This is a genomic window from Ruminococcus sp. FC2018 (genome assembly GCF_000621805.1).
In the GTDB taxonomy this organism is placed as follows: domain Bacteria; phylum Bacillota; class Clostridia; order Oscillospirales; family Ruminococcaceae; genus Hominimerdicola.
In genome coordinates this window covers 36,603-63,436 of the sequence record NZ_JHXH01000014.1, presented here as the reverse complement: position 1 = coordinate 63,436, position 26,834 = coordinate 36,603, and the positions used below count along the sequence as shown (strand labels likewise).

Here is a 26,834-nt window from a genome sequence, read left to right as displayed (position 1 = left end):
GAAGCAAATCAAGGTCGTTGACCTTGAAGTCAAACTCACCCGTTTTGAATTTGCCTAAAGGCAAATTCAAAATGGGCGCATAGCTCAGGTGGTTAGAGCGCACGCCTGATAAGCGTGAGGTCGGTGGTTCGAGTCCACTTGTGCCCATCACAGTGAGGTAAAACTTGCTGATGAAAAAGTGACAGAATGTAGGAAAAGGAAGCTTGTGAAAAACAAGTGGACTCATCCACATTGTGCTCATTGTGATCCGAAAGGGTTACAAGACTGGATCTTGAAAATTGAATAACAAAGAAAGTAAAGTATGCAAATGAGGAAAACGACTAAGAAAAAGAATTAGTCGGGAAACCTACAATTTAGCAAAACTTCAAACGAGGAAACATAATTCTGTAGAAGTGGTCAAGCTAAAAAGAGCGTAGGGGGAATGCCTTGGCATCAGGAGCCGATGAAGGACGTGATAAGCTGCGATAAGCTGCGGGGAAGAGCAAGTATCTTTTGATCCGCAGATTTCCGAATGGAGCAATCCGTATGTGTATGCACATACATCATATACTGAATCAAATAGGTATATGAGGGGAACCGCCTGAACTGAAACATCTAAGTAGGGCGAGGAAAAGAAATCAACCGAGATTTCCTGAGTAGTGGCGAGCGAAAGGGAAAGAGGCTAAACCAAGGGTAGAAATACCTTTGGGGTATGGACAGCATTTAGCATTGCTTTGATCGAGTCGAAGTGTGTGGGAAAGCACACCAAAGAATGTGAGAGTCATGTAGGCGAAGTGAAGAGCAGCGAGCTGTATCCGGAGTACCGCGGGACACGAGGAATCCCGTGGGAAGGTGGGGGGACCATCCTCCAAGCCTAAATACTACCTGATGACCGATAGCGGATAGTACTGTGAAGGAACGGTGAAAAGAACCCCGGGAGGGGAGTGAAAAAGAACCTGAAACCCTATGCTTACAAGCACCGAGAGCGCGTCAATGCGTGATCGGGTACCTTTTGTAGAATGGTCCGGCGAGTTATTGTATGTGGCAAGGTTAAGCACTTAAGGTGCGGAGCCGAAGCGAGAGCGAGTCTTAACAGGGCGAATTAAGTCGCATGCAATAGACCCGAAACCGAGTGACCTATCCATGTTCAGGTTGAAGTGGAGGTAAAACTCCATGGAGGACCGAACTCACGTTCGTTGAAAAGACCGGAGATGAAATGTGGATAGCGGAGAAATTCCAATCGAACTCGGATATAGCTGGTTCTCTCCGAAATAGCTTTAGGGCTAGCCTCGTGACAGATTGCTGGAGGTAAAGCACTGAATGGGCTAGGGGTCGAAAGATTACCGAACCTTATCAAACTAAGAATGCCAGACAATTGATTCACGGGAGTCAGACAATGTGAGATAAGTCTCATTGTCAAAAGGGAAACAGCCCAGACCCACAGCTAAGGTCCCTAAACATTGTTAAGTGGAAAAGGATGTGGAGTTGCATAAACAACCAGGATGTTGGCTCAGAAGCAGCCATTCATTAAAAGAGTGCGTAATAGCTCACTGGTCGAGTGACTCTGCGCCGAAAATTCAACGGGGCTAAACAATGTACCGAAGCTTGGGATTGTATCTTATGGTGCAGTGGTAGGAGAGCGTCGAATAAGGGGTGAAGTCAGAGCGGAAGCGCTGGTGGATCTTATTCGAGTGAGAATGCCGGAATGAGTAGCGAGAATTATGTGAGAATCATAATGGCCGAAAATCTAAGGTTTCTTGAGGAAGGTTCGTCCGCTCAAGGTAAGCCGGGGGCTAAGGTGAGGCGGAAACGCGTAGCCGATGCACATACGGTTGAAATTCCGTAGCCACCGAAGGATTTAAACACAGGGACACTTTCAAAGCGACTAGCCGGAGAATGGTTGATCCGGTCGTAAGGGACCGAAAACAAGTAGGGAAGTAGCCGTAGCGGGAGGCAAGAAAAGCTGTGTGTATATCCCAGGTGCCCGTACCGCAAACCGACACAGGTAGATAGGAAGAAGATTCTAAGGCCAACGGGAGAAGGGTTGTTAAGGAACTCGGCAAGTTGACCCCGTAACTTAGGGATAAGGGGTGCTTGAGCAATCAAGCCGCAGAGAATAGGCCCAGGCGACTGTTTAGCAAAAACACAGGTCTCTGCTAAATCGAAAGATGACGTATAGGGGCTGACACCTGCCCGGTGCCGGAAGGTTAAGAGGAGATGTGAGAGCATTGAATTGAAGCCCCGGTAAACGGCGGCCGTAACTATAACGGTCCTAAGGTAGCGAAATTCCTTGTCAGGTAAGTTCTGACCCGCACGAAAGGTGTAACGATCTGGGCACTGTCTCAACAACCCGCCCGGCGAAATTGTAGTACCGGTGAAGATGCCGGTTTCCCGCGACTAGACGGAAAGACCCCATGGAGCTTTACTGTAGCCTAATATTGAATTTTGGTATTTCATGTACAGGATAGGTGGGAGACTGTGAAACACAGGCGTCAGCTTGTGCGGAGTCGACCTTGGGATACCACTCTTGGAGTGCTGAAGTTCTAACCTGCGGCTTTGAATCAAGTCGGGGGACATTGTTAGGTGGGCAGTTTGACTGGGGCGGTCGCCTCCTAAAGAGTAACGGAGGCGCTCAAAGGTTTGCTCTGCATGGATGGAAACCATGCGTCAGAGTGTAAACGCAAAAGCAAGCCTAACTGCGAGAATGACGGTTCGAGCAGTAACGAAAGTTGGAGTTAGTGATCCGGCGGTATGTGAATGGAAATGCCGTCGCTCAACGGATAAAAGCTACCCTGGGGATAACAGGCTGATCTCCCCCAAGAGTCCACATCGACGGGGAGGTTTGGCACCTCGATGTCGGCTCATCGCATCCTGGGGCTGAATTCGGTCCCAAGGGTTTGGCTGTTCGCCAATTAAAGCGGTACGCGAGCTGGGTTCAGAACGTCGTGAGACAGTTCGGTCCCTATCTGTCGTGGGCGTAGGATATTTGCAAGGCGCTGTCCCTAGTACGAGAGGACCGGGATGGACGCACCTCTGGTGCACCAGTTGTCACGCCAGTGGCACAGCTGGGCAGCTATGTGCGGATCGGATAAACGCTGAAGGCATCTAAGCGTGAAGCCGTCCTTAAGATAAGATATCCCATCTGTTTACAGAGTAAGACCCCTTGAAGACTACAAGGTTGATAGGCTTGAAGTGTAAGTGCGGTGACGTATTTAGCTTGCAAGTACTAATCGGTCGAGGGCTTGACCAAATTACAGATTGTTTCTTCGCTTTGCTTTGTTATTCAATTTTGAAGACCCGGTCTTCAATATTTCCAAGTCGGTGACTATAGAGATGAGGTCACACCTGTTCCCATGCCGAACACAGAAGTTAAGCTCATCATCGCTGAAAATACTTGGCTGGTAACGGCCCGGAAACATAGGTCGTCGCCGACATTGGATATTCCTCTATAGCTCAGTTGGTAGAGCATGCGGCTGTTAACCGCAGGGTCGTTGGTTCGAGTCCAACTGGGGGAGCCAGAAAAACCTCTTTTGTTGTAACAAACAAAAGAGGTTTTTATCATATTCTTCGAGGTGTGTTATGGATAAACACTTGAAAACAAGGCTCATATATATCGGAGCGATAGCTGTGCTTATCGTGCTTGGGCTGGTTTCACGAAAGGTGTCCTTCGTTCCCGAATGCTTCGGTGATGCCCTGTGGGCAGTGGTAATGTACTGCTGCTGGCGGATAGTGCTTGTAAACCGTCCACCGTATATCGCAGCCGTCTGCGCACTTATCACGTCATTTGCTGTAGAGTTTTCACAGCTGATAAAATGGGAGTGGCTGGTCAGGGTCAGGTCAACAACTATCGGACATCTGCTGCTGGGACAGGGCTTTTTGTGGAGTGACCTTATAGCTTACACTGTGGGTATCGCTGCCGCTTTGCTGTGTACAATGGCAGCGAGAAGGATCATAAAGTCTGTTCTCTGACGGCTGTGTTTTATGCGATAAAAGTCCCATAATTGCCTCCGTAAGTGTTTTTGGGATTATTATGTGCGAGTGAATGTGAGATGTTCTTTGCGGCGAAAAAGAATAAGGCTGACTGATTTACACACAATAACCGTGAGGTGATAAAGATGTCAAAACGCAGCAAAAAGCAAGACGATATTCAGATTTTGCCGCCTAAAAAACAACCACCGATAATCTCGGAGGTTCAGCAGAAGGCGCGGAACAACAGGCTGTATTCGGAGGAAGTGCCGATATCGCCTGCGTACCCCGCTATTGACAACGACCTTGCGAGGGACAACATCGAAAACGACATTCCCCAGGCGGACTTGCAGGATATATGAGAAAACAAAAAGGGAGCAGAACGGTTACTGCTCCTTTGTTTGTTATTGAATCAAAAGCTCATTTGTCGGCGGCAGGCAGGTGTTGCCTTTGCATACATAGTAGGTGGTGCAATCGTTAAGTAGGGAATATTTTTCATCTGCCTGCACGGCAAGAACATTTGCCAAAAACGGGAGCTGGATTTGTGATATATCGGCATTGTCTTTGACCGCAGCTGTGATCTGAGGCGGCGGTGCATCGTTCAGTAGCTTTGCAAGTAAAAACATACAGTTTCCTGCCGGATAGTCCTGTGCGTTTGCGGACATGAAATCTATCTGCTTGTCGGCAAGTTCTTTGTACAAGTCATTCTGCGTAAGCTGATACAGACGCACAAAAACATATGCCATCAGTGAATTACCGCTTGGCACAGCACCGTCGTAAAGCTCTTTGGGGTTCTTGAACAGTTCGGTTGCTTGGCACATATTGAAGCCGCCTTTTTCGTCTGTAAATCTCTTTACCGCTTCGCTGCAAAGGCTTTCGGCTTTTGAAATATATCGCGTGTCAAGTGTGGAATTGTACAGTTCGATAAGTGCGGCGATATAGTAGGCGTAGTCGTCTAAAAACGCCTGTTCGGAGCGTTTGCTCTCACGATAGCTCGTATACAGACTTGTCCCGGTGGACATATTATGCTCAATAAATCGCTGCGCCTTTTTAGCAGAGTGCAGATATTTCTGATCGAGCGAGACTCGGTAAAGCATTGACATCGCAGCTATCATCATTGAGTTCCACGAAAGCAGTTTCTTGTCGTCAAGGTGCAGCTTTGTGCGGGTTTTGCGGTACTTGTAGAGCTTGTGAAACTCTGCTGTGAAGTCTGTGGAAAGCTCGCCGCTTTTGAGGAGATTGGGGATATTGACCCCCTCGAAATTGCCCTGCTCGGTAATGTCAAAAGCCTTGGCAAAGTTATGCCCATTGTCGCCCAGAACACTGATTATCTCGTCAAGCGTGAAAGTGTAATATTTACCCTCAACGCCCTCGCTGTCTGCGTCCTGTGCACAGTAATATCCACCCTCGGGGGAAGTCATTTCACGCAGGATATAGTCGGCAGTTCTGGTCGCTGTTTCAAGGTAAATTTTTTTTTCTGTAAGGCTGTATGCGGCGGTGTAGGCTATAATCAGAAGCGCATTGTCGTAGAGCATTTTCTCAAAATGAGGTGCAAGGAAAAATCTGTCCGTGGAGTATCTCGAAAAGCCTCCGCCGATATGGTCGAAAATTCCGCCTTTTCGCATTTGCAGGAGAGTTTTCTCTGCCATTTCCAGCGCAGAATTATCATTTGTCTGCTTTGAGTAATACATCAGCAGCATCAGCTCATGCGGCATCGGAAATTTCGGTGCTTGACCGAATCCTCCGCAGGTGCTGTCAAATTGCTTTTGCAGAGTATCAACTGCGGCTTTGACAATATCCTCATCAGTTTGGAACTTGCTCGCCGTTTCTTCGCTTTTCAGAATCTCAGTTATTTGATGTGCAGAATCAAGGAGCTTGTCACGCTGAGTTTTCCACATTTGCGTGACTGCGTTCAGAACATCGGTAAAGCCCGGCATACCGAAACGGGAATGAACAGGGAAATACGTCCCCGCAAAGAACGGCTTTTTGTCCCATGTCATAATAATGCTCATCGGCCAGCCTCCGCTGCCTGTAAGCGCCTGACAAACGTTCATATACACGCTGTCGATGTCGGGACGCTCCTCCCGGTCAACCTTTATTGATATATAGCTTTTGTTCAGTATATCGGCGGTTTCGGTATTCTCAAAGCTCTCACGCTCCATAACGTGACACCAGTGGCAGGTGCTGTATCCGATGCTCAGAAAGATCGGCTTGTCCTCTGTCTTTGCACGCTCAAACGCCTCATCGCACCACGGATACCAGTCAACAGGGTTGCCTGCGTGCTGCAACAGATAGGGACTTGTTTCATTTTTCAGATGATTCATACAATGTCTCCTCGCTTTTTGAGATTAGTATGCGTGGGATCGATGCTTGTATACAATACTTTCATCTAAAAAGCGAGCCAAGGTGCAAGCTGAAACTGTATAGGTTGGTGGAAGTTACACTTTGAGCCGCACAGCATAAAAAGGGTCGTTGGTTCGAGTCCAACTGGGGGAGCCAAAGAAAAATCCGTAAGTTTAATGCTTGCGGATTTTTTTGTTATATAAAAGCGCGGCGCAAGGCTTCGGGATCGTTCGATTTTTACGCATTACGCTTTTTATCGTGCGTCTTTTTTCATGCCGGCACGTCTTGCAAGTGCAGAATTTGCAAATGTCAAAAATCGGCTGGGCATAATTGACATAAATTTTTAAAGATGCACATTTGCTTTGTTTATCTCGCCGAAATCGTTTCCTGCGATTTCTTACCAAGGACTTTAAAATGTGCGTATTTACGCAGTGATCGGACACATCTGTTTCCTCTGATCCAAGCGTATGCACAAAAAAAGTTTGAAAAAAACTCTTGACAAACAAAAACTGATGTGTTATCATTACATCATACCAAGACTAACCTACCAAGTTAGTGTGGTAAATCTGAAAGGAGAACGTATCTTATGAAAAAGACATTTACAGCAATGATGAATATGTCTATGTGCATGTACGGTGGTATGTGCTTGTTTTGCTGTGATCTTTTTCCAATGCGTTCCCAAGCAGATATGAATAGTTGACGCTGAGCCAGCTTTAATATCAAGCCTTTTGCCGAGGGATCCGCTTGGATCTCTCGGTTTTTATTTTCTAAGGAGGTATGTGTTATGCAAAAAATACTTACGACCCTTTTGAGAGAGAATTTCAGGAACGGACGAATGTAACGATACCACTTTTTCGATCTTATCCGTAATAATCAAATCTGAAATTCAAATCAAGAAAGAGGTAATCAAATATGAAAAAATCATTATCAAAAAGAATTATATCACTGGCACTTTCCGTTGTATCAATAGCATCAGTCCTTTCTTTCACATCCTGCGGCAGCTCGTCATCCGGCGGCAGCTCTGATTCCAAGTCAGACGGTGTGACCATAGCTATCCCCAATGACACCACCAATGAGGCGAGAGCACTGCTGCTCTTGCAGGATAAGGGCTATATCACCCTCAAAGACGGCGCAGGCATAACCGCAACACCTCTTGACATCAAGGACAATCCGCACAATATCAAGTTCAAGGAAGTCGAGGCAGCCCAGCTTCCCAACGTTCTGCAAGACGTGGATTATGCGATAATCAATTCAAATTATGCTATTGATGCAAAGCTCAATCCGGTTAAGGATTCACTTGCGATCGAAGGCTCATCATCAGCTTACGGAAACATTCTTGCCGTTAAAGAGGGTAACGAGAAGACCGATCTTGTAAAAGCATTGAAAGCTGCGCTTGAAAGCAAGGACGTGGCAGACTATATCAAGGAAAAGTATGAAGGCTCTGTTATCTCGGTTGTTGACAATCCCACCGACGGATACGACTCATCTGTGGATTATTCCGCACTTTCCGGCAAGACAATAACCGTTGCCGCTTCACCGACACCTCATGCCGAGATACTTACAAAAGCAAAGGACATTCTCGCTAAGAAGAACATTACTCTCAAAGTCACCGAGTTCACCGATTACGTTCAGCCCAATAACGTTGTCGAAAGCGGCGAGATCGACGCAAACTACTTCCAGCATGTTCCCTATCTTGACGATTTTAATAAGCAAAACGGAACCCATATCGTCTCTGTCACAGCTATCCACGTAGAGCCGCTTGGACTTTACGGCGGCAAGCTCAAAAGCCTTGATGACATAAAATAAAAAAGTTTGGAGAACAACATGATCGAGATAAAAAATGTATCCAAGGTCTTTAAGACCAAGGAGGGCACAGTTGATGCACTGCGAGATGTGAATATTACTATCCCCGACGGCGATATCTTCGGTATAATCGGTATGAGCGGTGCAGGTAAAAGCACGCTGGTGCGATGTATAAATATGCTTGAAAAGCCAACAAAGGGAAGTGTCCTGATAGATGACACCGACCTTTGCACCCTGAGCGAAAAGCAGCTTAGAAAAGTCCGCAAAAATGTGACTATGATATTTCAGAGCTTTAATCTGCTTATGCAGAAAAACTGCCTGAAAAACGTCTGTTTTCCACTTGAACTTGCAGGAGTAAAGCGAGCGGATGCGAAAAAGCGTGCGCTGGAGCTGCTGGAGCTGGTGGGCTTGCAGGATAAGGCAAAGGCTTACCCTGCACAGCTTTCCGGCGGTCAGCAGCAGAGAGTTGCAATAGCAAGGGCTTTGGCGACCGATCCCAAGGTGCTGCTCTGCGACGAGGCAACAAGTGCGTTGGACCCAAACACAACGGGTGCGATCCTTGAGCTTATCGCTGACATCAACAAAAAATTGGGTATAACCGTGGTTGTTATAACCCACCAGATGAGCGTTGTCGAGCGTATATGCAAGCACGTTGCGATAATAGATGACGGCTGCGTAGCCGAGCAGGGAGAGGTAGCACAGGTGTTTGCCGATCCTGAGTCCGATGCAGCAAAACAGCTTGTTTACAGCGACGAGCTTTCAAAGATAATTGACCAGTGCGGCGGCTTTGGGCATACCGTCAGAGTCGTTTTCAATGGCGCTGAAGCGGCAAAAACTCCGCTGATAGCCCAGCTTGCCGAAAGCAAAGGCATACTTGCCAATATAGCATATGCCTCCACCAAAAGCATTGGCGACAAGGCATATGGCTCAATGATACTTGGTATCGACGGAGATGAAAAGGTGCTTGCACAATCCCTTGATTTCATCACCTCGATCAAGGGAATTACTGCCCGGGAGGTGTTTGTAAATGATAAGTGACTTCTTTTCCTCGCCGGAGTTCAAAGAGGCTTGGGAAATATTTAAGACCCAGTTTCCCCTCGCTGTATGGGAAACGGTATATGTGACCGTAGTCTCAACGTTCTTTGCGATCCTCATCGGACTTCCGCTGGGAGTCCTGCTGGTGGTAGGCGAAAAGGGCGGCGTCAGACCCATACCCGGCTTTATTTTAAAGCTCCTTAACGCACTGATAAATCTTTTGCGCTCAGTGCCGTTTCTGATCCTGATGATACTTGTTTTTCCGCTTACAAGAGCCTTGATCGGCACGGTCGTGGGCACAACGCCATCTATTGTCCCCCTGGTGATCGCAGCATTCCCCTTCGTAGCACGCCTGGCCGAGAGCAGTCTGCGTGAGGTCAGCCAGAACACTATCGAAATGGCGCAGAGTATGGGTGCATCGCCTTTTAAGATAATCACAAAGGTGCTTATTCCCGAAAGTGTCCCCTCACTTATATCAAATGCAACTATCGCCGTTACTACCGTGCTTGGATATTCCGCAATGAGCGGTATTATCGGCGGCGGCGGTCTTGGAAAAATTGCTATCAATTACGGCTATTATCGCTATAAGTATATCGTGATGATCTTTGCGGTGGTGCTGTTGATCCTGATAGTCCAGCTTTTCCAGTCTGTTGGTACAAAACTTGCCAAAAAAACAGATAAACGTCTGAAAGGCTGACATAATCATTGTTCGTTGGCAGGTTATCCGGGTGTCTTTTTTGAGAACGGTTATTCCGACTGCACTTGGGAAAAGATCTTTCCGGTTCTGATCTATATTTGACAGCTTGTGGGAGCTAAGTTTTTCTTGGCTCCCGCTCTTTTTGCCTGTTTTCACTATTTTTGATAAGTGTGTAAGTCACATAGCGAAATTCTGAACTGATATTATAAGCTAAAGTGGAAAGTTTTAGTAAGTTGTATGTTAAAAGTGTGAAAGAAATCTATAAAGCGCACAATCATCTTTGTGCATTTTTGTCAAATATGCTTATTGCAAAACGAGGACTTTTATTGTATAATATAAGAGAGAAAATATGCCCACAAGGGGGAAGTGCACCCTCTTGACAAAAAAGTCCAATTATTTAAACAAAAAACGAAGAGAGCGAGGTGAGTGTAATGAGCGAAAGAACGGTGAGTGAAAACAATAAAATGTGGGAAGCAGCGGAGAAAATAGCCGAACAGGTCGTCGCAGAAAAGAAAGCCGAAAGCGAGGAAGAACGCCGTAAGCAGAAAAAGCGTGCAATAAAGCTTGTGCTGATGATGATACTTATTGCACTCATAATGATATTCGCCTCGATAGCATGGTTTGCCATGAATAAAGCCGTGACCGCCGACACAATGGCGATCGAGGCAAACGGAAGCTCCTTTGATATTGCCACCAAAAAAGAGAAGGTCAGCTATAAGGACCGCCTTTTGGAAGTTGACAGCGAGTATAATGAAGGAACTAAACATACCTATAATAACGAAGACGGCGGCGAGAGTGACTACTATATCCCCACCACATCAAAGCTGATACTGCGCTGTGATGCAAATTCAAAGGGCGAAGGGGACAAGGATATCCTTCCCGGCGGATACGGTGAGCTTGATCTTTATATGATAGCTAAGAAAGCCGGTACACTGAACGCAAGGATAAATGTCAAGGTCACAGGCTTTACGGCACTCGAATTCCCGGTTGTGGACGAGGAAACCGGAGAGCAGAAGACAGATGCCCAGGGCAACAAGCTGTATGTAACAGAGCTTAAAAAGACCTCGGAATTAACAACCGAAAAAGTAAGAGGGTCACAGCTTGAAGGCAAGGACCTTAACGTGTATAAGCAGGCTGAAAAATACCTCTGCGGACATATCCTGTTCTTTAAAGATGAAGGAGATACTTCGTCCGGTACCCCCGAAGAAAACAGGTATTATTATAAGACACCGGCAGCCTTTAACACTGCGGATATGAGCTGGACACTGGAATTCGGAAAGGAAAACGCAGCGGAAAACACAGCATATAAAGTACCCGTTCGTTGGATGTGGACCAATACCCTCGGACAGATGGCACTTCCGAACAACGCAGACGACAAGCGAAAAGGCTATCCGGTGGTTGAAGACGGCAGCGCCGACCATGATACAGTTGTAAAGTATCTTAAAGATAATAAACAAAATATATTTAAGCCATATACCGAGGCAGGCAGCACAATTACTGTAGATAACGAAATGATTGATAATCCTACCGACGGCGATAATTTCAGGAAACTCAGCGACGGCTATAACTATGCAGACTTTGATATCGGTACCTGCGTGAATTACTTTATGATCGAGGTATCTGTGGAGAAAAAGTGATGTCCGATCCAGGAGCTTAACGGAAAGGAGGGCGAATGCAGTGAACAGAATAAAAAAGATTTTCCGCAGATTTGATGATCTGCCTGCAAGGAAAAAAATGCAGCTGGTAACTGCCATGACGCTTACCTTCTGTCTTATGATCTCTATACCGTCCTTTGCGTGGTTCAATGAGCAGAAAAAGGCAGCAGAGATGTTCAAGATCGAGTATCCGAATGCGCTTTATGTAAATGCCGCCCATCGAGAGGACAGAGTGTTCTTTGACCTTGGCGCTATAAATGTCAATGCCAATGTTACCGATGAGTTCGGCAACGATATTTATTACAGCAAAAGTACAAATCAACCTAACTACCACCGTGACGACCAGGATCAGATAATTACCAACGAAGACGGTTCGCCTAAGTATGTTACAGAGCCTGAATTGAGCTATACCAAGAAGATAGATAAAAAACAATACGTTTTTTCTGTCTCCGGATCAGGCACCAGAAGCTTTACACTCCAGCTTGCCCATACGACCAATAACCAGTTTACCTATAAGGTGTATGATGCGACCCAGTACAGATATAACAAAGGCACCACCGGAGTTGACGAAGCAGCGGCGGTTCCTTCCGGTGCCAATGATGAGGATATAGTTAAATATAACCTTAACGCAAATAGCCATACCGAGAATAAACTGGTAGTATCCGGCGACGAGTATAATGACCCGACCCTTCCTTCAACATTGTATTATGTTAAGGGCAGCGACATTGAAATGGAAGCTAAAAACAAAAAGGAAGTCGCCATGGAAGGTGCAAGCTACTCTGAGGTCCTGGGAAAGACCCTGAACGATGAATCCAAAGAAAAGTATTATACCGAGACTTATGCTGAATATACCGACGTTCATAAGAACGCCGTTCCGATCTACTGGCAGAAGAACGTGAATCTGAGGAGCGACGAGATCGATGAAAACAACAGAACTTTCTGTAAGTATTATATTCTGGAAGTAACATGGAATACGGATCAGCAGGCAAGTATTATCAATAAGGAAACTGATATGGTTTATCTCTCTGTTGACAGAGGAAACGGCTGATCTTAGATTTCGGAAATCTGAATGAAAGGAGCTGCGGCGTATGAAAAAGAAAATATTTAAGTTCATAAAGAAGCAGTGGCTCCTTGCGTGGATACTTGCTGTATCTGTGGGATTACTGTCATATGTAGCATATGCTGAGTACGCTTTTAACAACAATTATATGAAGCGGGTCGTAGTGTCTGCTTCCGATCAGGGAATGATGTTCTCGTCAAACTATCTGACTGAGGGCGGAAATAATGTATATCAGGCAAAGTATGTGACTAAGCCCGATGTGCCGGATACGGATTTTTCCGCCGATGTAAACGTGTATATCTGGAATTTCAGCACACGTAACTCAGCGCAGACCTACCCTGAGGATATAGAGTATACGATGGAATATAAGGTCACCGATCCCTCCGGCGCAGCTATTTCGGATATGGGAACAAGAACGATCGTTATAACAAAACCTGACAATACAACAATTGAGGTAAATAATTCAAATCTCAGCGGAAGCTTTGACTATACCTATGTTAAAACCGATGCTGATAATAAGTATACCCTTACCTATAATGGATGGAATCCGGATACCGACAGCGGTATATGTCTCCAGCTGATAGCAAAGCCTAAGAAAACCTCAGGAAAATACAGCGATCTGAGGGATATCGGAGGAATAATCGGACTTAAAACCGAAACCGGTTCTGCAGGCGGCGGCTGGGATGCCTATGTAAGCGAAATAAGAGCAAGTATAGACAGAGGCGAAGCAGACGGCTATAATCTGGTTGTTACAGGTTCCGGAAAGGCAGAGGTCACCATAAGATGGGATCCTGAAAAAATTGATATGAATAAGTATTTTAAGGAAAACCCTGTAATAGACTATCCCGAAGTCGGAACCCCTGTAGACGATGATCTGAAAGCCGGCTGGAAGAAAATGACCATAAGCGCCGATGCTGGTGAAAGAAACCGATATAATATCCAGCTTTATCTTAAACAGGGAAGGCCGGATAATTACGACTTCTTTAAACAGCGTAGTGAGGCGTTGGATAATACCTGGGTGACATATGAGATCAACAATATAACTAATGAAGGATAATACTATAAGAATAGTATATATGGAATTTGAATTATTGAAATGAAAGGGAAAGCGTAAGCGATGGCTTTAACAGTCATCTGACATTTTGGGAGTATGATGCATATGAATAAAAAGCTTCTGAAAAGAATAAAGAAAACCAAAGCTTACAAACGTGTTATAAGCGGAGTAGTTGCTGCCGTTATGTTCTTTGGTGCACTTCCGATGCTTGAGATCAGCGAGAAGTTGGGTGAGCTCGATTTTTACAGTATCAATGCGTCTGCAGCGGGTCATGATGAATCTGCTGATGATATTAAGTTTTTGCCGGACCCACATACCGGATATGTGGAACTGACACCGAACAACTTTGTAGATTATTCTAAAAGAGCGAATGAATATCACAGAGCCCACCAGAACGATAAGATCCGTATTAACCTTGAAGCGGGCAATGTAACATCGAATGTTCTGTTGATAGACTTCATGCCTCTTGGTACTGAAAAGTATCCGTTCAAAGGATCTGTGACTGTAGACGGACTTAGCGGAATCGTCCTTAACCTTGAACAGCCTTTGTTTGACTATGTGTATGATTCCGCACAAGTTTTACGTTCGTCTGATAATGCAGAGGTAGATCATTATCCGCTGGATATCTCAAGATACTATGCACAGGGACGTAATAGCCTGAAGCCTCTGCTTGCTAACAACGTTATCCACGACAGCGGTAGTGACCCTGATCCTGATAGCGGTGAAGAAGCTGTTGTAAACAAATGGGATATAAATATCTGTACGCCTAAGATCGAAGATTCTCCCTCGGCTACACTAAGGAATTTTGGCGGACTTATCGGCAAAATGTGGAACAACTATACCTATTCCGAGTCCGGAAATGATACTATCCACAGCGGTGCCGCTAAACTTGAGCTTAGCGTAACTATGAATACGGGCGAGGGCGATACTGAGAATGTTTCCATACAGGGTGATGACAATATCGGATTTGCCTGCGGAACAATGGAAACAGGAACATCACTTACTCTTGATTTTACCTCTAATAGGAAAATTGCCGAGATCACAACCGAAAATGGAAATGCCGGCGGTTTTGTAGGAAAAATGGAAGCCAACTCCACATTCGAGTATACCTGCTCTTCATCTCCTTTCGATGAAAATACAAAAATCGAAACAAAAGACAGCAGTAAAGGCTTCGCAGGCGGTATTGCCGGATACAGCGTCGGCGGAAATGTAGTTATTTCCGAAAATCATACCGTGAACCAGACCATAATCGGTGTTAAGGGTGAAGGCGGACTCTTTGGTTATTATAAGCCAAGCAGTGATGTTACAATAGAAACGAATGTTTGTAAAATAGACGGCTGCTCACTCCAGGGAACGGGAGGAAGCGGCGGTCTTATCGGTGTGCTGGAAAGCGATAAGAATGTTACGATAAGTGTTGATGGTGATATTGAATCAAAGCGTGCAGGCACCGATACCTGCAATGCATATGGCGGACTGATCGGTTTGTATAGGGTCGACTCCAAGAGCCATTCGCTTACTGTTAATGGAACAACAGGAAAGAGCGTGTCTGCCGACGGAGCATCCAAGGCGAAGGTTTACGGCGGCGGCATAGGCGTGATAGATGGTACCGTTACTGCTAACCAGACAGATGGAACATCATATGTAAAGTTCAACGGCTTTACACTTGGCTCGGCTGCCAACGCTTCGACCTTGACATTCGGCGGATTGGTTGGCAATGGCGACAAGGCGTTCATTGATGCCAAGAATGTTACAATAAAAACCAGCGAAAATTATAAAGGCGGCGGACTGGTGGGCAGTCTTGCCTACGGCGTCCTGAGAATGGACGGCACCATAGACCTTAGCGGTGCAAAGTCAGCTGAACCTGATAAGAATGACACTACTAACATAGATGAAACAAACAAAGTCGGCATAATTGTGGGATACCGTGACGATGCCCTGATTTATGCAAAGCCGGGTTGGACACTAAAGAGAAATATGAGCGGCGCAGCAGTTGATGACATCGGCTCATGGGGTCAGGTGATACGCTTTGACGGTTCATCTCTCACAGCCGAAAACCAACTGTTCAATGTAAACGAAACTGACCATACCGTCCAGATAGCTTCTCCTTCAAGTGCATATACAACCATCGGATCGGTGGCGGATTTTGCCAAGACAGCGCTCTGCTTCCAGATCGATGCTTCAAATAATGAGTATGTAAGCTTTGCAAACACAAATTATAAATGGGATACGATCAACGAAGCTTCTATAACTTTGACCGCAGATATAGATCTTTCCGGAACGGGAATTACCGGATTAACAAGAGATAATGATATTGGCAGCGAAGATGTTAAGCATACCTATACAGGTACATTGTCATCTTCAGACGGTAAAACTATCACCCTTGCTATCGGTGAGCCTTACGGCAAAGACGGTACCATACCCATCACCTCACATTCCAAAGAAGGTCTGGGTAAACAGTACCGCCACAACTATGTGGGTCTGTTTGGTTCTGTCAGTGCTTTTACGATCACAAATGTCAACCTTGCCGGAAACGTTTATCTTAATGCCAAAGAGGATACAATGCTTGCAGGTGCAGCAGCAGCCGAAGCAAGCGGAGCCTTTAACGCAAACAATATGAATGTTACCACCGCCTTCAGTCATGCAGGCGGAGCGAAGCTTACCCTTGGCGGTGTTCTCGGTGAGGCAACAAATACTATTAGCAGCATAGATATAAATACCGTTAATGTTACTGCGAATATTTCCGGCACAGCTTCCAATACCACCGATCTTTATCTTGGCGGCGTTGTCGGACGTATCAATGAGACAAGTAATAACAGTAATGAGTGGAAGTTCACCAATGTCAATGTTTCAGGCAGCATTTCAAATACATGGGGTGTTGCTTATAACCGTATGGGCGGCATTGTGGCAGTTGTTTCCCATAATGCAAATACCACTAAGTCTAACCGTTCCATTAAGCTGAAAAACATAACTGTAAGCGGTCTTTCCCTGTCGGCTTCCAAAACCGGAAGCGGAGATACCTCTAAGAGTACAAGGGCTATCGGCGGCTTTCTGGGTTATGAATGGCGAAATGTAAATGTTGACTTTGATAATGTTGTTGCACAGGAAAAGGTCGAGGGCGAAGGCAACTCGGCTGTGACTACCCACAACACGATAACTCTTGGAAACGTTGAATCGAATTATGGCGATATCGGCGGACTGGTATACTGCGGCACAGGTTATTGGACTGTAAAGGACGCAAACGATATTCAGCTCAAAGATCTCCGGATCTCTTCCGGCGGGAAAAAATCACTTGGTCTTCTTGTAAACAAAGCCTGGTATACCACCAACAATAATGATTATAAAGGTAGCACAAGCTCCGCACTTTATCTTGAATTGCAGAACAAGGATGCGTATAAGATAACAAAAACAGGCGTTACCGGAATTTCCGGCTTTAGCGTATTTGATGAAATAGTTGCGTATAGTGCTTACTATAACGATAACGGAAGTGGCACAAGGCTTTATGCTCCCGCAGGAGATACCGAAAACTTCTATGTCCTTCAGAACAAAGCAGCGGTCATATCTATAAAGACAGCTGCACCAAATGGGCTTTATATGGACAAAAGCGGCAATACTCCCAGCAATTCTTATACCGCTCAGACAGCTGAGGGCAATACCGCAAATCCCTATACAAGATACTACTACAATCTTGACGTTGTAAGAGACAGCAGTAAAGATAATGGTAAAGATGCTCCAAAGCTTATGCGCTGGGGTCTGGGTCACTATGCCCATGAGTCAATAAGTGAGTATTTCAATGATACAATGGGTAATAGTATAGCGGATGGCACTTATGATATGCAGGGCTACAGCTGGTATCCGGTCGATGTGGACAGCAGCGTTACCGTGAACGGCACGTTCAAGCTTTATAATAAGGAGTTTGAGCTTTGTGAACCTAAAATTGTTATCAATCCAGACGCAAATGATCCTACTGAATTTCAACGAACATCTCTTGATAAGACACAGCATTATCTGCTGCAAAACGGCCTGTTCCGTAATGTTAATTCTGATGCTAAGCTAAGCGTAGGTGAAGTTAAGCTTCAGGGCAACGTTGGTAAAACAGCTTATGGTTCAGGTGCGCTTATCTGCGGCAAGGTACAGGGTTCGGCTAACCATAAGGCAGTGATAAATGTCACCGGTTCTATACGGCTTGACAGGGTTTATGTCCATGATATGACCGGTGACGAAGATGAGTATGCTCCGCTTTTGATAAATAAAGTGGGCGATTATACTCAGCTTACTATAAGCGCGTATTCAAAGCGTGATTATAACTCAAGAACAAAAGTTGAGACAAGCTACAGAAAAATGATGGATTCGCTTTCCACATATCCTGGTTTGCTTACAGATACAGAAAATGGTGTAGATTGCCCGAAGGCAGGTACCAGTTTAATAGGTAATGTAGATGGCAGTAGTACTAACGGTGCCACTGGTGTTTCAATTGAGTTTACAAAGATGATCCTTGACGGAAGGAATAAGAACCTTACTGTACTAGATTCGGAAGATTCTTACGCTTATGATAATAAGCTAAACATAAAATATGGTACGGAGCGTTCGATTTTTACACATGCAACTTTTTTGGAAAAGTTCAGATACGAACCGGGTTCTTTCGGTAAATATAACTTTACATGGGATGAAGACTGGAAAGATTTTGACCCTGATAGCAATGTAGATGCACCACATCAAGTGACATATGGAAAAGAACTTGGCTATACCGTTTCAGATACATCTACTGAGTATCCCGGTAAGGAGCGTTACTATTATGGTGAGCCTCAAGAAGGTGAAACAGATAAATGCTTTGTTAATCCTGTTTCTCTGTGGGATGTTACCGGTGAGTATGCACAGCACTTCCGTGAGGATTTCCTTCCCTACGTATATACGGAATACAACGAGGCGAACAAGACTCACCAGATAATGGTCAACCAGAGTTCTGAGGGCTTCAGCGGCTGCGGAACTTACAATGATCCGTATACTCTGGAAAAGGACGAAAACTTTGTCGCTCTTTCGCAGATCTTTTTGGAAAACCATACGTTGACCGAGATTAGTGTACCCGCAGATAAGAATGGAAAGGCTGTTGATCTTACGAGTTCTGCAGCAACATGGCATAATTCTTCATATGGTCATGTAACTTTAAAATATTATGATAATCCGACTATTGATGACGGTAATGGAGGAACCATAACTTGTCAGTCAGGTTATTATTCCGGAACACCTACACAAAATCCCAGTGGTGGCGGTAAATCCGGTACATTTATTTCCAAAGAATATATGGAGAAATACCTTGCCGGTGCGTATTATATCCTCTCCGGTGATGAAAACGAGATCGAGATAAAAGGAAGTAATTTCAAAGGAATAGGCTACGCAACTTCTGATAAGAATAATTATGTTCCTTTCAGAGGCGTTATCGTGGGTAACGGTAAAACTATAGTCAATAAGACTGTGTACCCGCTTATTGCCAATGCCAATGGCTGTGTGCTGAAAAACATCAGCATTAAAGTAGCATCTGAAAAAGATATACCCGTAATTGGAACATCCTCTGCGTTCAAAATAATGGATAACAACAATGGTACAAACGCATATGGAGCGCTTATTGGTAAAGTTCACGGCGGAGACAATATCATAGACAACTGTCTTGTTGATTATTCGTCGTTTGAAAAGACGATCAGCCTGACCGGAACACCGCAGCTTGCTCCTGTTGGCGGATATGTTGGAGTAATAGTAAATGGCGGAGTGATTTTCCGTAACATGGACGAAACCGCCGGAGACTATAATGGAACTACCCGTGCACTCAGCGATTCAAAGTTGACAGCATCAAATGCTGCTCCCGCTAATGCAGGTTCTCCCTCAACATCAAGCGACAATCTTGCGTGGCTTTACGTGAACCCGATAATCGGCCGTGTTATAAACGGATATGCAGTTACCGAATCCGGCGCTTACAGACCTTTTGAGGATGGCGTAAGAGAGTACGGCGACGGTACAAAGGTTTATTATACCGAGACTAAGGGCACTGATGGCAAGATCACCTCGTCCTATAACGGTACAAAAGCAAACAAGATAGGCGTAACGCTGAAAAACGGCACAAAGCATTATTCAATAACAGATATCAGTAAAGGTTTAACTCAGCTTGATACTTACTATGGTAATAAGGATAATAATATTGGCGTGCCAAACGGTCAGGCTTTCTTCGTTATGTCCTTAATTGTAAACAGCGGAATGAGAAGCAATATAATTGGTTATAAACAGTCATATCAGGTCACTCGCTGGGCTGATTATACTGATGTAGCAACAAATCTCACTGCCGTTAATACAAGTGTTGACGATTATAAGAATTATGCTAAAAATGACTGGTTAAATAAAACAACTTATTCTGAACAAGCCGGTTATCTTGCAAAATTCTATACGACAAATGTCAATAAAAAAGATAAGATATCAGGTACTATCACGTTGACTGATGAAAACAGCACATATTACCTGCCAGATGGTTACAAGGGTATAGGTAATATGTATTATAGTACCAATGATAATGCCAAAATGTCTGTTACCAATTTCAACGGCAACGGTGCGACCATATCCCAGAATTCGAGCTATTATTACTACTACTCCAAGAAAAATACAAATCCAATTTCAAAAGCGAACACAACTGTTGCTGATTATCAGAACAGTGAGTTTGATTCAGGATATCCTCATATAGGTGATATCGGTTTTGGTCTGTTCAATAATCAAAAGGGATCAACAAATAGTGAGAGTAAAAAGTACTATAACTTTACTCTTACCGGCAACGTTATTTGCGATTGCATAGATAATAAATCAGGTGATCATATACCGTATCTGTGTGATATTAGTTCTCCAGATCCAAGCGGTGGAAGTGGTATTGACAGAGTACAAATGGTAAGTGCAGGAATGCTGATGGGCACATCTAATGCCGAGCAGTATCTTGATAGTGTTGCAGTAAAAAACATTAATGTCAAGGGTGTAAGAAATGCTGGTGGACTTATCGGATGTGTTGCTGGAACCAAGAACACTTTTTATAAAACTACTTATAAAAATTCTTTAAGCTTACCTTCTAAAGAGATCAAGATTCACAGTGGCGGCTCGGCAGGCGGAATGATAGGCAAGAGCTACAATGGAATGATCGACATTGACAACAATAATGCTACTTACAGCATTACTGAAGTTGTCAGTGATTGTGATTATCGATCCGGATACGATTATAACTACGGCGTTGGTGGATTTATTGGTTTCTGTAGAACCTCAACCGTTTTAGATGCTGGTAATAATAAAACAAGTTATGTAAGAATCAGAAATGTCATTGTAGGTGATAAGAATGCAGTTGAGGCTACAACGGTAAAATGCAATGAAAATAGTATCGGTGGCATAATGGCGGGCGGACTTATAGGAATGCAGAATAAGGCTACTTTGTTCCTTGACAACTGCAAGGTGTATAATCAGTCAGTGACCAGTCCATATATAGCAGGTGGACTGCTTGGTTATATCGCATCAACATCTGATAAAACTGATATTCACCCGATATTAAAAACAGTATGTAATCAGTCGATCATTACTAACACAGAGGTTTACAGCAACAGCAATGCCAAAGCAATCGTCAAGTGTAACGGATATACAAGTTATCAGGAAAACAACCCATCAAAACAAGCTTATTATGTAGCAGCAGGTGGATTTATAGGTGCTGTAAAACATGAAATGAGTAATGTTCTGATACAGAACAGCAATATTGAAAGATACACTATTGAGGCAAATGAGATTGCCGGCGGTGTTGTTGGTGTCTACGGGCAACACCCTTCATCTAACGGTACAGATAAGGATAATAGATTTGATATTGAGAACTTTAAAATATCTGATTGTAGTATCAAGGCTACAAATAATACTGATGGAGCATTGAGCTATGCAGGTGGTCTTGCCGGAATACAGTATACTTCGGGTAGTAAGCAAAAGTATCTCCACGGATACAATATCCTCGCTAAAAATCTGACATTCACAGGAACAAATCAGGGCTATATCTGTGGCTGGAGAAGGTGTAATACTGTTGCTAATACTGACACTTATTGTGTCATCAAGCTCGCAGGCTTCTCACGTCAGGACGACAGAACCGGTGGAAACAACAAGATGATATCAGACCTTGTGGGTTCTTGCCCGGATGCCTCTACTCCATACGGCACCAACGGCTACGTTATCTTTGCAGACTATAACGATAACGCCAGCAAAACAAGCACACAGTATCCCTGGTTCTCAAATGTCAATAACACCGATCTCAGCGAAACCAATAACGTTGAGACCATGCGCAGTATCAAGACATGGACACAAAATGGAACAACTTATACTGCCTACGATAATAATAAGGATCAGGCTGCTGCGTATACAGCTGCCGGATATGACGAAACGACCGGTGGAGTAACATACAATTATAAGAACGAAAACTATCCGTTTGTTACCTCCAGCCCGTCCTTAAAGATCGACAGCTCCAATATCCTTACAAGTGACGGAATAAGTAAGTCTGGCTCGTCTTACACATACGATAATTCTATGTTCAAAAAGATCCGGACCGATATAGCAGGAAATGTAAGAAAAGCATACAGCAATGTACCTGCTATTGATAATGTGACCATGAATTATATAAAGGATCACTATTCGACGTCGAACATGGAATTCCTTACAAAAGACAGTAATATAGCTGAATTCCCGCTGATCGTTGTGGATGACTCCAACAGCAGCAACGTTACCGATCTTATCAATGGTTATCTGCGTACACTTACCAATACATCGTATAACTTTGCAGACAGTACAACCAATAAGCAGGTATATAACGTTCAGCTTCGTAAAATGGTCTATGATTCAGGTGAAAAGAGATTTAATGATCAGACCGGTACAGATGAAAAGGATCTTGCTAACCTGCGTATTGAAGGCGTCGGTGCAAACAGTAAGTTCTGTATGCTGCCGCAGTATGTTGATACAGGAGTTACCCAGCAGTTTACCCTCGTTGACGTTCAGTTCTACGATCCGTCAACCGTGACCGGCACCGGTTCGACTGCTAATATCACCGCCGCAAAGGTCGCATATCATCTGTATGTACCTGTGTATACAAGAAAGATCCTGAGATATAACTTCTATGCTACCCTTGCTTCCAATACCAACTACTATAAGGATGCATATGACAACGATACCAACAATAACTTTGAATCAAAGTTCCTGTTTGAGAACCTTGGAAACCCTGTAACCTATGCCTTTGAATATCAGTATTTCCGTACTGATGAGGGCAAGGCTGATAATGAGTGGATCGAAGCACTTAACAGCGGTGAAAACGTTATTGTTGACGGTAACTTCAGAAAAACTATCACCATAGAAAAGAAACATACCAGCGATAAATTCTGGCCTGATGTTACCAAGATGGTACTGGTTGATTCCACCAAGGACGGAAAGAGCTATTATCTTGACGCCCCTGTTGCCCCTGCATCTGAAACAGCTTCCAGTCGAAGCATTAACCTTGTTGATTTCAAGGACAGCAGCAATAATGCGTGGAAACCGTCTTGCTTTAACGATCTTATGCAAATAACAGTTCAAGAGGACAGCACCGACGGAACGCTTGTTGAAGCTTCCGATGCTTCAGCGGCTACCTTCTATGTCAATACCGCATCAGGTAAAAAGTATTACAGACCGTTTAACAGCGGAAGCGATGGTGCTGATGTCAAGAAGTATAAAGTAACAGCTGTAAATGTTAAGCCGGAACGGTACTATCTCACATTCTTTACCCAGAATGAGAAGGATAATTTCTACTATTATTCCCTGACTTCACCTGCTCAGTTTGACCATATACAGGATGGATCAGGAAATGATCAGATCGAGGATAAAAACTGGCGGCCTAATAAAATCAATGCAAAGTCGTACTCATATCTCATCATAGGTGATATCTATGAGGATAACTTCGCAACGTCGGATACATCACTGACAGTTTGGACTCCTCAGAGCACGAAACTTATTTCAGCAACGAACAATACACTTAAAGTCACCATGTTGACCACGATCAATCTGAAAGACAGTACGCAAAGAAATACTATTGCAACTCAGATGTCTCAGCAAAAAATGAAAACTCAGATCTACCATGCGTTCCTTATGACGTATGGACAGAAGCTTTCAAACATGGGAGACGAGATCGTTGGAATAGTCAAGAATTCTCAGATAGTCAGCAGTGAGTTCAAACTGGCACCGGGCGTATATTCATCTAACAACTTCCCTGACAGTGCACAGAATGTGACTTCACCTACCATTGATACAAGCTCCTCAAGCTTTATCAAGCTGACCAGTGCCGAGAATCTTCTGGAGTATCTGTGGGATTCATCCAATCAATACGCAGTGACCATAAAGGCAGAGTTTACTCTTGCGTACTATGACGATCTGAGCCGAAACGCACAGTTCCCGACTAACGATCCTAATTCACCTGATCCCGAAATAGGAGCAAAGGTCATCGGTCACTCTAATATTTCGTCTTCTGCCTCAGGCGTTGATTACAGCACAACCTCGCAGAAGAAGGAACATGCCAACAGGTACTATGTTGCCAAAACCGCTGCAGCAACACTTTCCTACAATATGGTGGAGAATACCGAAGATACAGCAGAGGTCAAAGCGGACGGAAAGTACAGATCACTTGGTATAAATGCAAAGACTGACAGCGAGGGATATATAATCTCCAACGGTGAGTATGATACCCATAAGCTGACAACAACAAGCAACTATATTGAGTATACCCTTACACTTTCCAAGAAGAACAGTTACGTCTTCCCGTCAGAGAATAGTCCCACAGCACAAGGTACACCTCTGAAGATCAGCGACTTCCTGTCAGATCTGAAGATCTATGCGGATAATGGCGATGTGATCTTCGATCAGAATAAGATACTTGACGACAGCTTTACACTGCCAACAGGTGTTGAGTTTGTAAGTACAGGAGGAGAAAGCGGTACTGTGTATACCGTAAGAGTTGATAAGTCCCTGCTCAAGACCAGAGGTGCGGCTTCCGACGGAGTATACGTGCTTCCTATACGTTATAAGGTCAAAACAGGCGACGGAAGTGGTAAGTGGAACGATACCTACTCCAACTACAAAGTAACACTTACCGCACAGATGTATAACCCTGCCAAGGGAAATGCATCACTCACCCGTATCCAGTCATCCTGGGCGCAGGATTACTTGATCTATACCAATGCAAAGGTAGAAACAAGGGTGATCAGATAACAACCCACAGAGTCGGGACTAACCTCCCGGCTCTGTTTTTTGCATTTAAAGCATAACTTACAATGAGTTTCCCGCAGCCGCCGCATTGCTTCTATCGGGCAGCAAAAAAATCTTGGAATATGCTTGCAATTTTATGAGTAAAGGTGTATAATAAAACTCGGAAACAGACGGGAGCTTGTGGGGACAGGCTGAGAAAAAGGTGTTACCTTTGACCGTAAACCTGATTTGGGTAATGCCAACGTAGGTACTTGATGATATTTCGTCAATGCGCAGGGCTTGCCTTTTCGGGAGCCCTGTTTTTATTATGTGTGAAAGGAAGTGACAACGCTTATCCCGAAGGATCGGGCGGATAGAAGGGGAGCTCCTTGTGTCTTGTATTTTTGCGATGGGAACCTGTGTTTCAGGGTGAGAGGCAGAAATAGATCTGCGACCGAAAATAAATGCGAAAAGAGGATATTCAAGTGAAAAGATCGAAGAATCTTATGAAAATGGTCGTGCTCTCCATGCTCATAGCTTTAGGCGTTGTTATCTCACCTATACTCAGAGTAGAGGGCATGTGCCCAATGGCGCATCTGATAAATATAGTCTGCTCGGTGCTTTTAGGACCGTGGTATTCGCTCTTGTGCGCCACACTCATCGGAATAATAAGAATGGCTTTTATGGGAATACCGCCCCTTGCACTTACAGGTGCCGTCTTCGGTGCGTTTTTGTCAGGAGTCTTTTACAGACTCTCAAAAGGCAAGATAATCTTTGCCGTCCTGGGCGAGGTCATCGGCACAGGTATCGTCGGCGCAGTGGTTTCCTATCCCGTAATGCGCTTTATCTGGGGCAGAGAAGGACTTGGCTGGGTGTTCTACATACCCTCGTTCGTGGCAGGAACACTTATCGGCGGCAGCATCGCATACTTCTTCCTGCGTAAGCTTGCCGATAACGGAAGCCTTGGTAAAATGCAGAAAGCCCTTGGCTCGCCTGCTTTTGCCGATAACGCCGGCGTCCTGTCAAATTCCCTGACAATAGCCGCCTTCGGTGCAATAGCCTTTGTGGTGGCGGAAGTGGTCTGTGGAATGTTTAAGCTTGGCGCAAAAACCACCCAGTATGTCGCCTATGGCTCGCTCATAGCCTTTGCAGCCGCAGCACTTGTTTATTTTATAGTGAAGAAAGCCGGTGGAAAACCAGTTGGAGCAGATAAGTGAAATAAGAAAATCCCTCAGGGATAATTCCCCCCTGATACATTGTATAACCAACCCTATCTCAATAAACCAGTGCGCTAACGTTATTCTTTCCACAGGCGCAAGACCAATGATGGCAGAGCACCCCGAGGAAGCAGCCGCAATGACTGCCTCCGCAGGTGCGGTCATGCTCAATATGGGCAACCTTACCGACGTGCGTAAACAGTCCATGCTTATCAGTGCCCGGACTGCAATAGAAAAAAATGTGCCCTTTATGCTGGACATCTGCGGCGCAGCCTGCCTGCCTACCCGCAGACAATATGCCCTGAAGCTTGTGGGATCGTTCACGCCAATGGTGGTCAAAGGCAACTATTCCGAGATAACCGCCCTTGCCCGTCAGGATTATTCTTCGTCAGGTGTGGATGCGGATAAAAGCCTTACCCTTGAGCAAACCGTAAAGACCGCAAAGCAGCTTTCCCTGCACCTTGGAACAGTTATCCTTGCCAGCGGCGAAACGGATGTGATAACCGACGGCAAAAAAATAAACCTTGTGAAAAACGGCTGTAAACAGCTTGCCTCGGTCACAGGTACAGGCTGTATGCAGGGCGCATTGTGCGCAGCATATCTTTCGGCAGCAAACCCGCTTGATGCCGCAGCAGCGGCGTGTGCAGTCTTCGGCATCTGCGGCGAGCTTGCCCAAACAGATAAAGGCTCGGGCAGCTTTATGGTAAACCTGCTTGATGCCCTTTCCACCATAACTGACCGGCAGATAAACTCTCTGACAAAAATACAAACCCTTTAA

11 protein-coding genes, 2 tRNA genes, 2 rRNA genes, 1 pseudogene and 1 riboswitch are annotated in these 26,834 nt (G+C 44.8%); of the genes and pseudogenes, 15 read left to right on the top strand and 1 reads right to left on the bottom strand.

What is annotated here, in order from left to right; translation table 11 throughout:
• The first annotated feature begins 73 nt into the window (after window positions 1-73).
• The 6 genes from T494_RS0109845 (at window position 74) to T494_RS12915 (ending at window position 4,307) form a co-directional block, all read left to right on the top strand.
• Window positions 74-147 (top strand) — tRNA-Ile (locus T494_RS0109845).
• A gap of 247 nt (window positions 148-394) precedes the next feature.
• A 23S ribosomal RNA gene (locus T494_RS0109840) occupies window positions 395-3,229 on the top strand.
• A gap of 67 nt (window positions 3,230-3,296) precedes the next feature.
• A 5S ribosomal RNA gene (gene rrf / locus T494_RS0109835) occupies window positions 3,297-3,413 on the top strand.
• 8 nt (window positions 3,414-3,421) lie between these two features.
• A tRNA-Asn gene (locus T494_RS0109830) sits at window positions 3,422-3,497 on the top strand.
• Window positions 3,498-3,558: 61 nt separating this feature from the next.
• Window positions 3,559-3,948 carry a DUF2809 domain-containing protein gene (locus T494_RS12920; RefSeq protein ID WP_037344585.1) on the top strand — a complete coding sequence of 130 codons (390 nt, stop codon included), beginning with the start codon at window positions 3,559-3,561 and terminating at the stop codon, window positions 3,946-3,948.
• A 146-nt stretch (window positions 3,949-4,094) separates the two neighbouring features.
• Complete coding sequence (locus T494_RS12915; protein ID WP_037344583.1) at window positions 4,095-4,307, top strand: hypothetical protein; 213 nt, start codon at window positions 4,095-4,097, stop codon at window positions 4,305-4,307.
• A 42-nt stretch (window positions 4,308-4,349) separates the two neighbouring features.
• Here the strand turns inward: T494_RS12915 and T494_RS0109815 are convergent, their stop codons facing one another.
• Entirely contained in the window at window positions 4,350-6,269 is a 1,920-nt protein-coding gene (locus T494_RS0109815; protein WP_037344579.1) for a thioredoxin domain-containing protein, read from the bottom strand.
• A 931-nt stretch (window positions 6,270-7,200) separates the two neighbouring features.
• Here T494_RS0109815 and T494_RS0109810 point away from each other — a divergent pair.
• The 9 genes and pseudogenes from T494_RS0109810 to thiM all read left to right on the top strand — a co-directional run bounded on the left by T494_RS0109810 (window position 7,201) and on the right by thiM (window position 26,834).
• Entirely contained in the window at window positions 7,201-8,094 is an 894-nt protein-coding gene (locus tag T494_RS0109810) for a MetQ/NlpA family ABC transporter substrate-binding protein (RefSeq protein WP_051540324.1), read from the top strand.
• Between the two features lie 18 nt (window positions 8,095-8,112).
• Window positions 8,113-9,129, top strand: coding sequence for an ATP-binding cassette domain-containing protein (locus tag T494_RS0109805; RefSeq protein WP_028506153.1), 1,017 nt, complete (start codon window positions 8,113-8,115; stop codon window positions 9,127-9,129).
• Entirely contained in the window at window positions 9,122-9,823 is a 702-nt protein-coding gene (locus tag T494_RS0109800) for a methionine ABC transporter permease (protein ID WP_242836425.1), read from the top strand. Before T494_RS0109805 ends, T494_RS0109800 begins: the two co-directional genes overlap by 8 nt.
• Window positions 9,824-10,254: 431 nt before the next feature.
• A complete protein-coding gene (locus T494_RS0109795) occupies window positions 10,255-11,460 on the top strand; it encodes a hypothetical protein (protein ID WP_028506151.1) in 1,206 nt (401 codons plus the stop codon).
• A gap of 40 nt (window positions 11,461-11,500) precedes the next feature.
• Entirely contained in the window at window positions 11,501-12,526 is a 1,026-nt protein-coding gene (locus T494_RS0109790; protein ID WP_028506150.1) for a hypothetical protein, read from the top strand.
• Window positions 12,527-12,566: 40 nt separating this feature from the next.
• Window positions 12,567-13,595, top strand: coding sequence for a hypothetical protein (locus T494_RS0109785; RefSeq protein ID WP_028506149.1), 1,029 nt, complete (start codon window positions 12,567-12,569; stop codon window positions 13,593-13,595).
• 102 nt (window positions 13,596-13,697) lie between these two features.
• Window positions 13,698-24,863, top strand: coding sequence for a hypothetical protein (locus T494_RS0109780; RefSeq protein ID WP_028506148.1), 11,166 nt, complete (start codon window positions 13,698-13,700; stop codon window positions 24,861-24,863).
• 157 nt (window positions 24,864-25,020) lie between these two features.
• A riboswitch (TPP riboswitch) is annotated at window positions 25,021-25,128 on the top strand.
• A gap of 196 nt (window positions 25,129-25,324) precedes the next feature.
• Window positions 25,325-25,879 (top strand): annotated as a pseudogene (gene thiW / locus T494_RS12910) (energy coupling factor transporter S component ThiW); the annotation flags it as partial.
• A gap of 160 nt (window positions 25,880-26,039) precedes the next feature.
• Window positions 26,040-26,834, top strand: coding sequence for a hydroxyethylthiazole kinase (gene thiM / locus T494_RS0109770; RefSeq protein ID WP_051540320.1), 795 nt, complete (start codon window positions 26,040-26,042; stop codon window positions 26,832-26,834).

Excerpts from the sequence above, each read along its gene's own strand:
- T494_RS12920 (WP_037344585.1), top strand. The coding sequence starts at position 3,559 with ATGGATAAACACTTGAAAACAAGGCTCATATATATCGGAGCGATAGCT.
- T494_RS12915 (WP_037344583.1), top strand. The coding sequence starts at position 4,095 with ATGTCAAAACGCAGCAAAAAGCAAGACGATATTCAGATTTTGCCGCCT.
- T494_RS0109815 (WP_037344579.1), bottom strand. The coding sequence starts at position 6,269 with ATGAATCATCTGAAAAATGAAACAAGTCCCTATCTGTTGCAGCACGCA.
- T494_RS0109810 (WP_051540324.1), top strand. The coding sequence starts at position 7,201 with ATGAAAAAATCATTATCAAAAAGAATTATATCACTGGCACTTTCCGTT.
- T494_RS0109805 (WP_028506153.1), top strand. The coding sequence starts at position 8,113 with ATGATCGAGATAAAAAATGTATCCAAGGTCTTTAAGACCAAGGAGGGC.
- T494_RS0109795 (WP_028506151.1), top strand. The coding sequence starts at position 10,255 with ATGAGCGAAAGAACGGTGAGTGAAAACAATAAAATGTGGGAAGCAGCG.
- T494_RS0109785 (WP_028506149.1), top strand. The coding sequence starts at position 12,567 with ATGAAAAAGAAAATATTTAAGTTCATAAAGAAGCAGTGGCTCCTTGCG.
- T494_RS0109780 (WP_028506148.1), top strand. The coding sequence starts at position 13,698 with ATGAATAAAAAGCTTCTGAAAAGAATAAAGAAAACCAAAGCTTACAAA.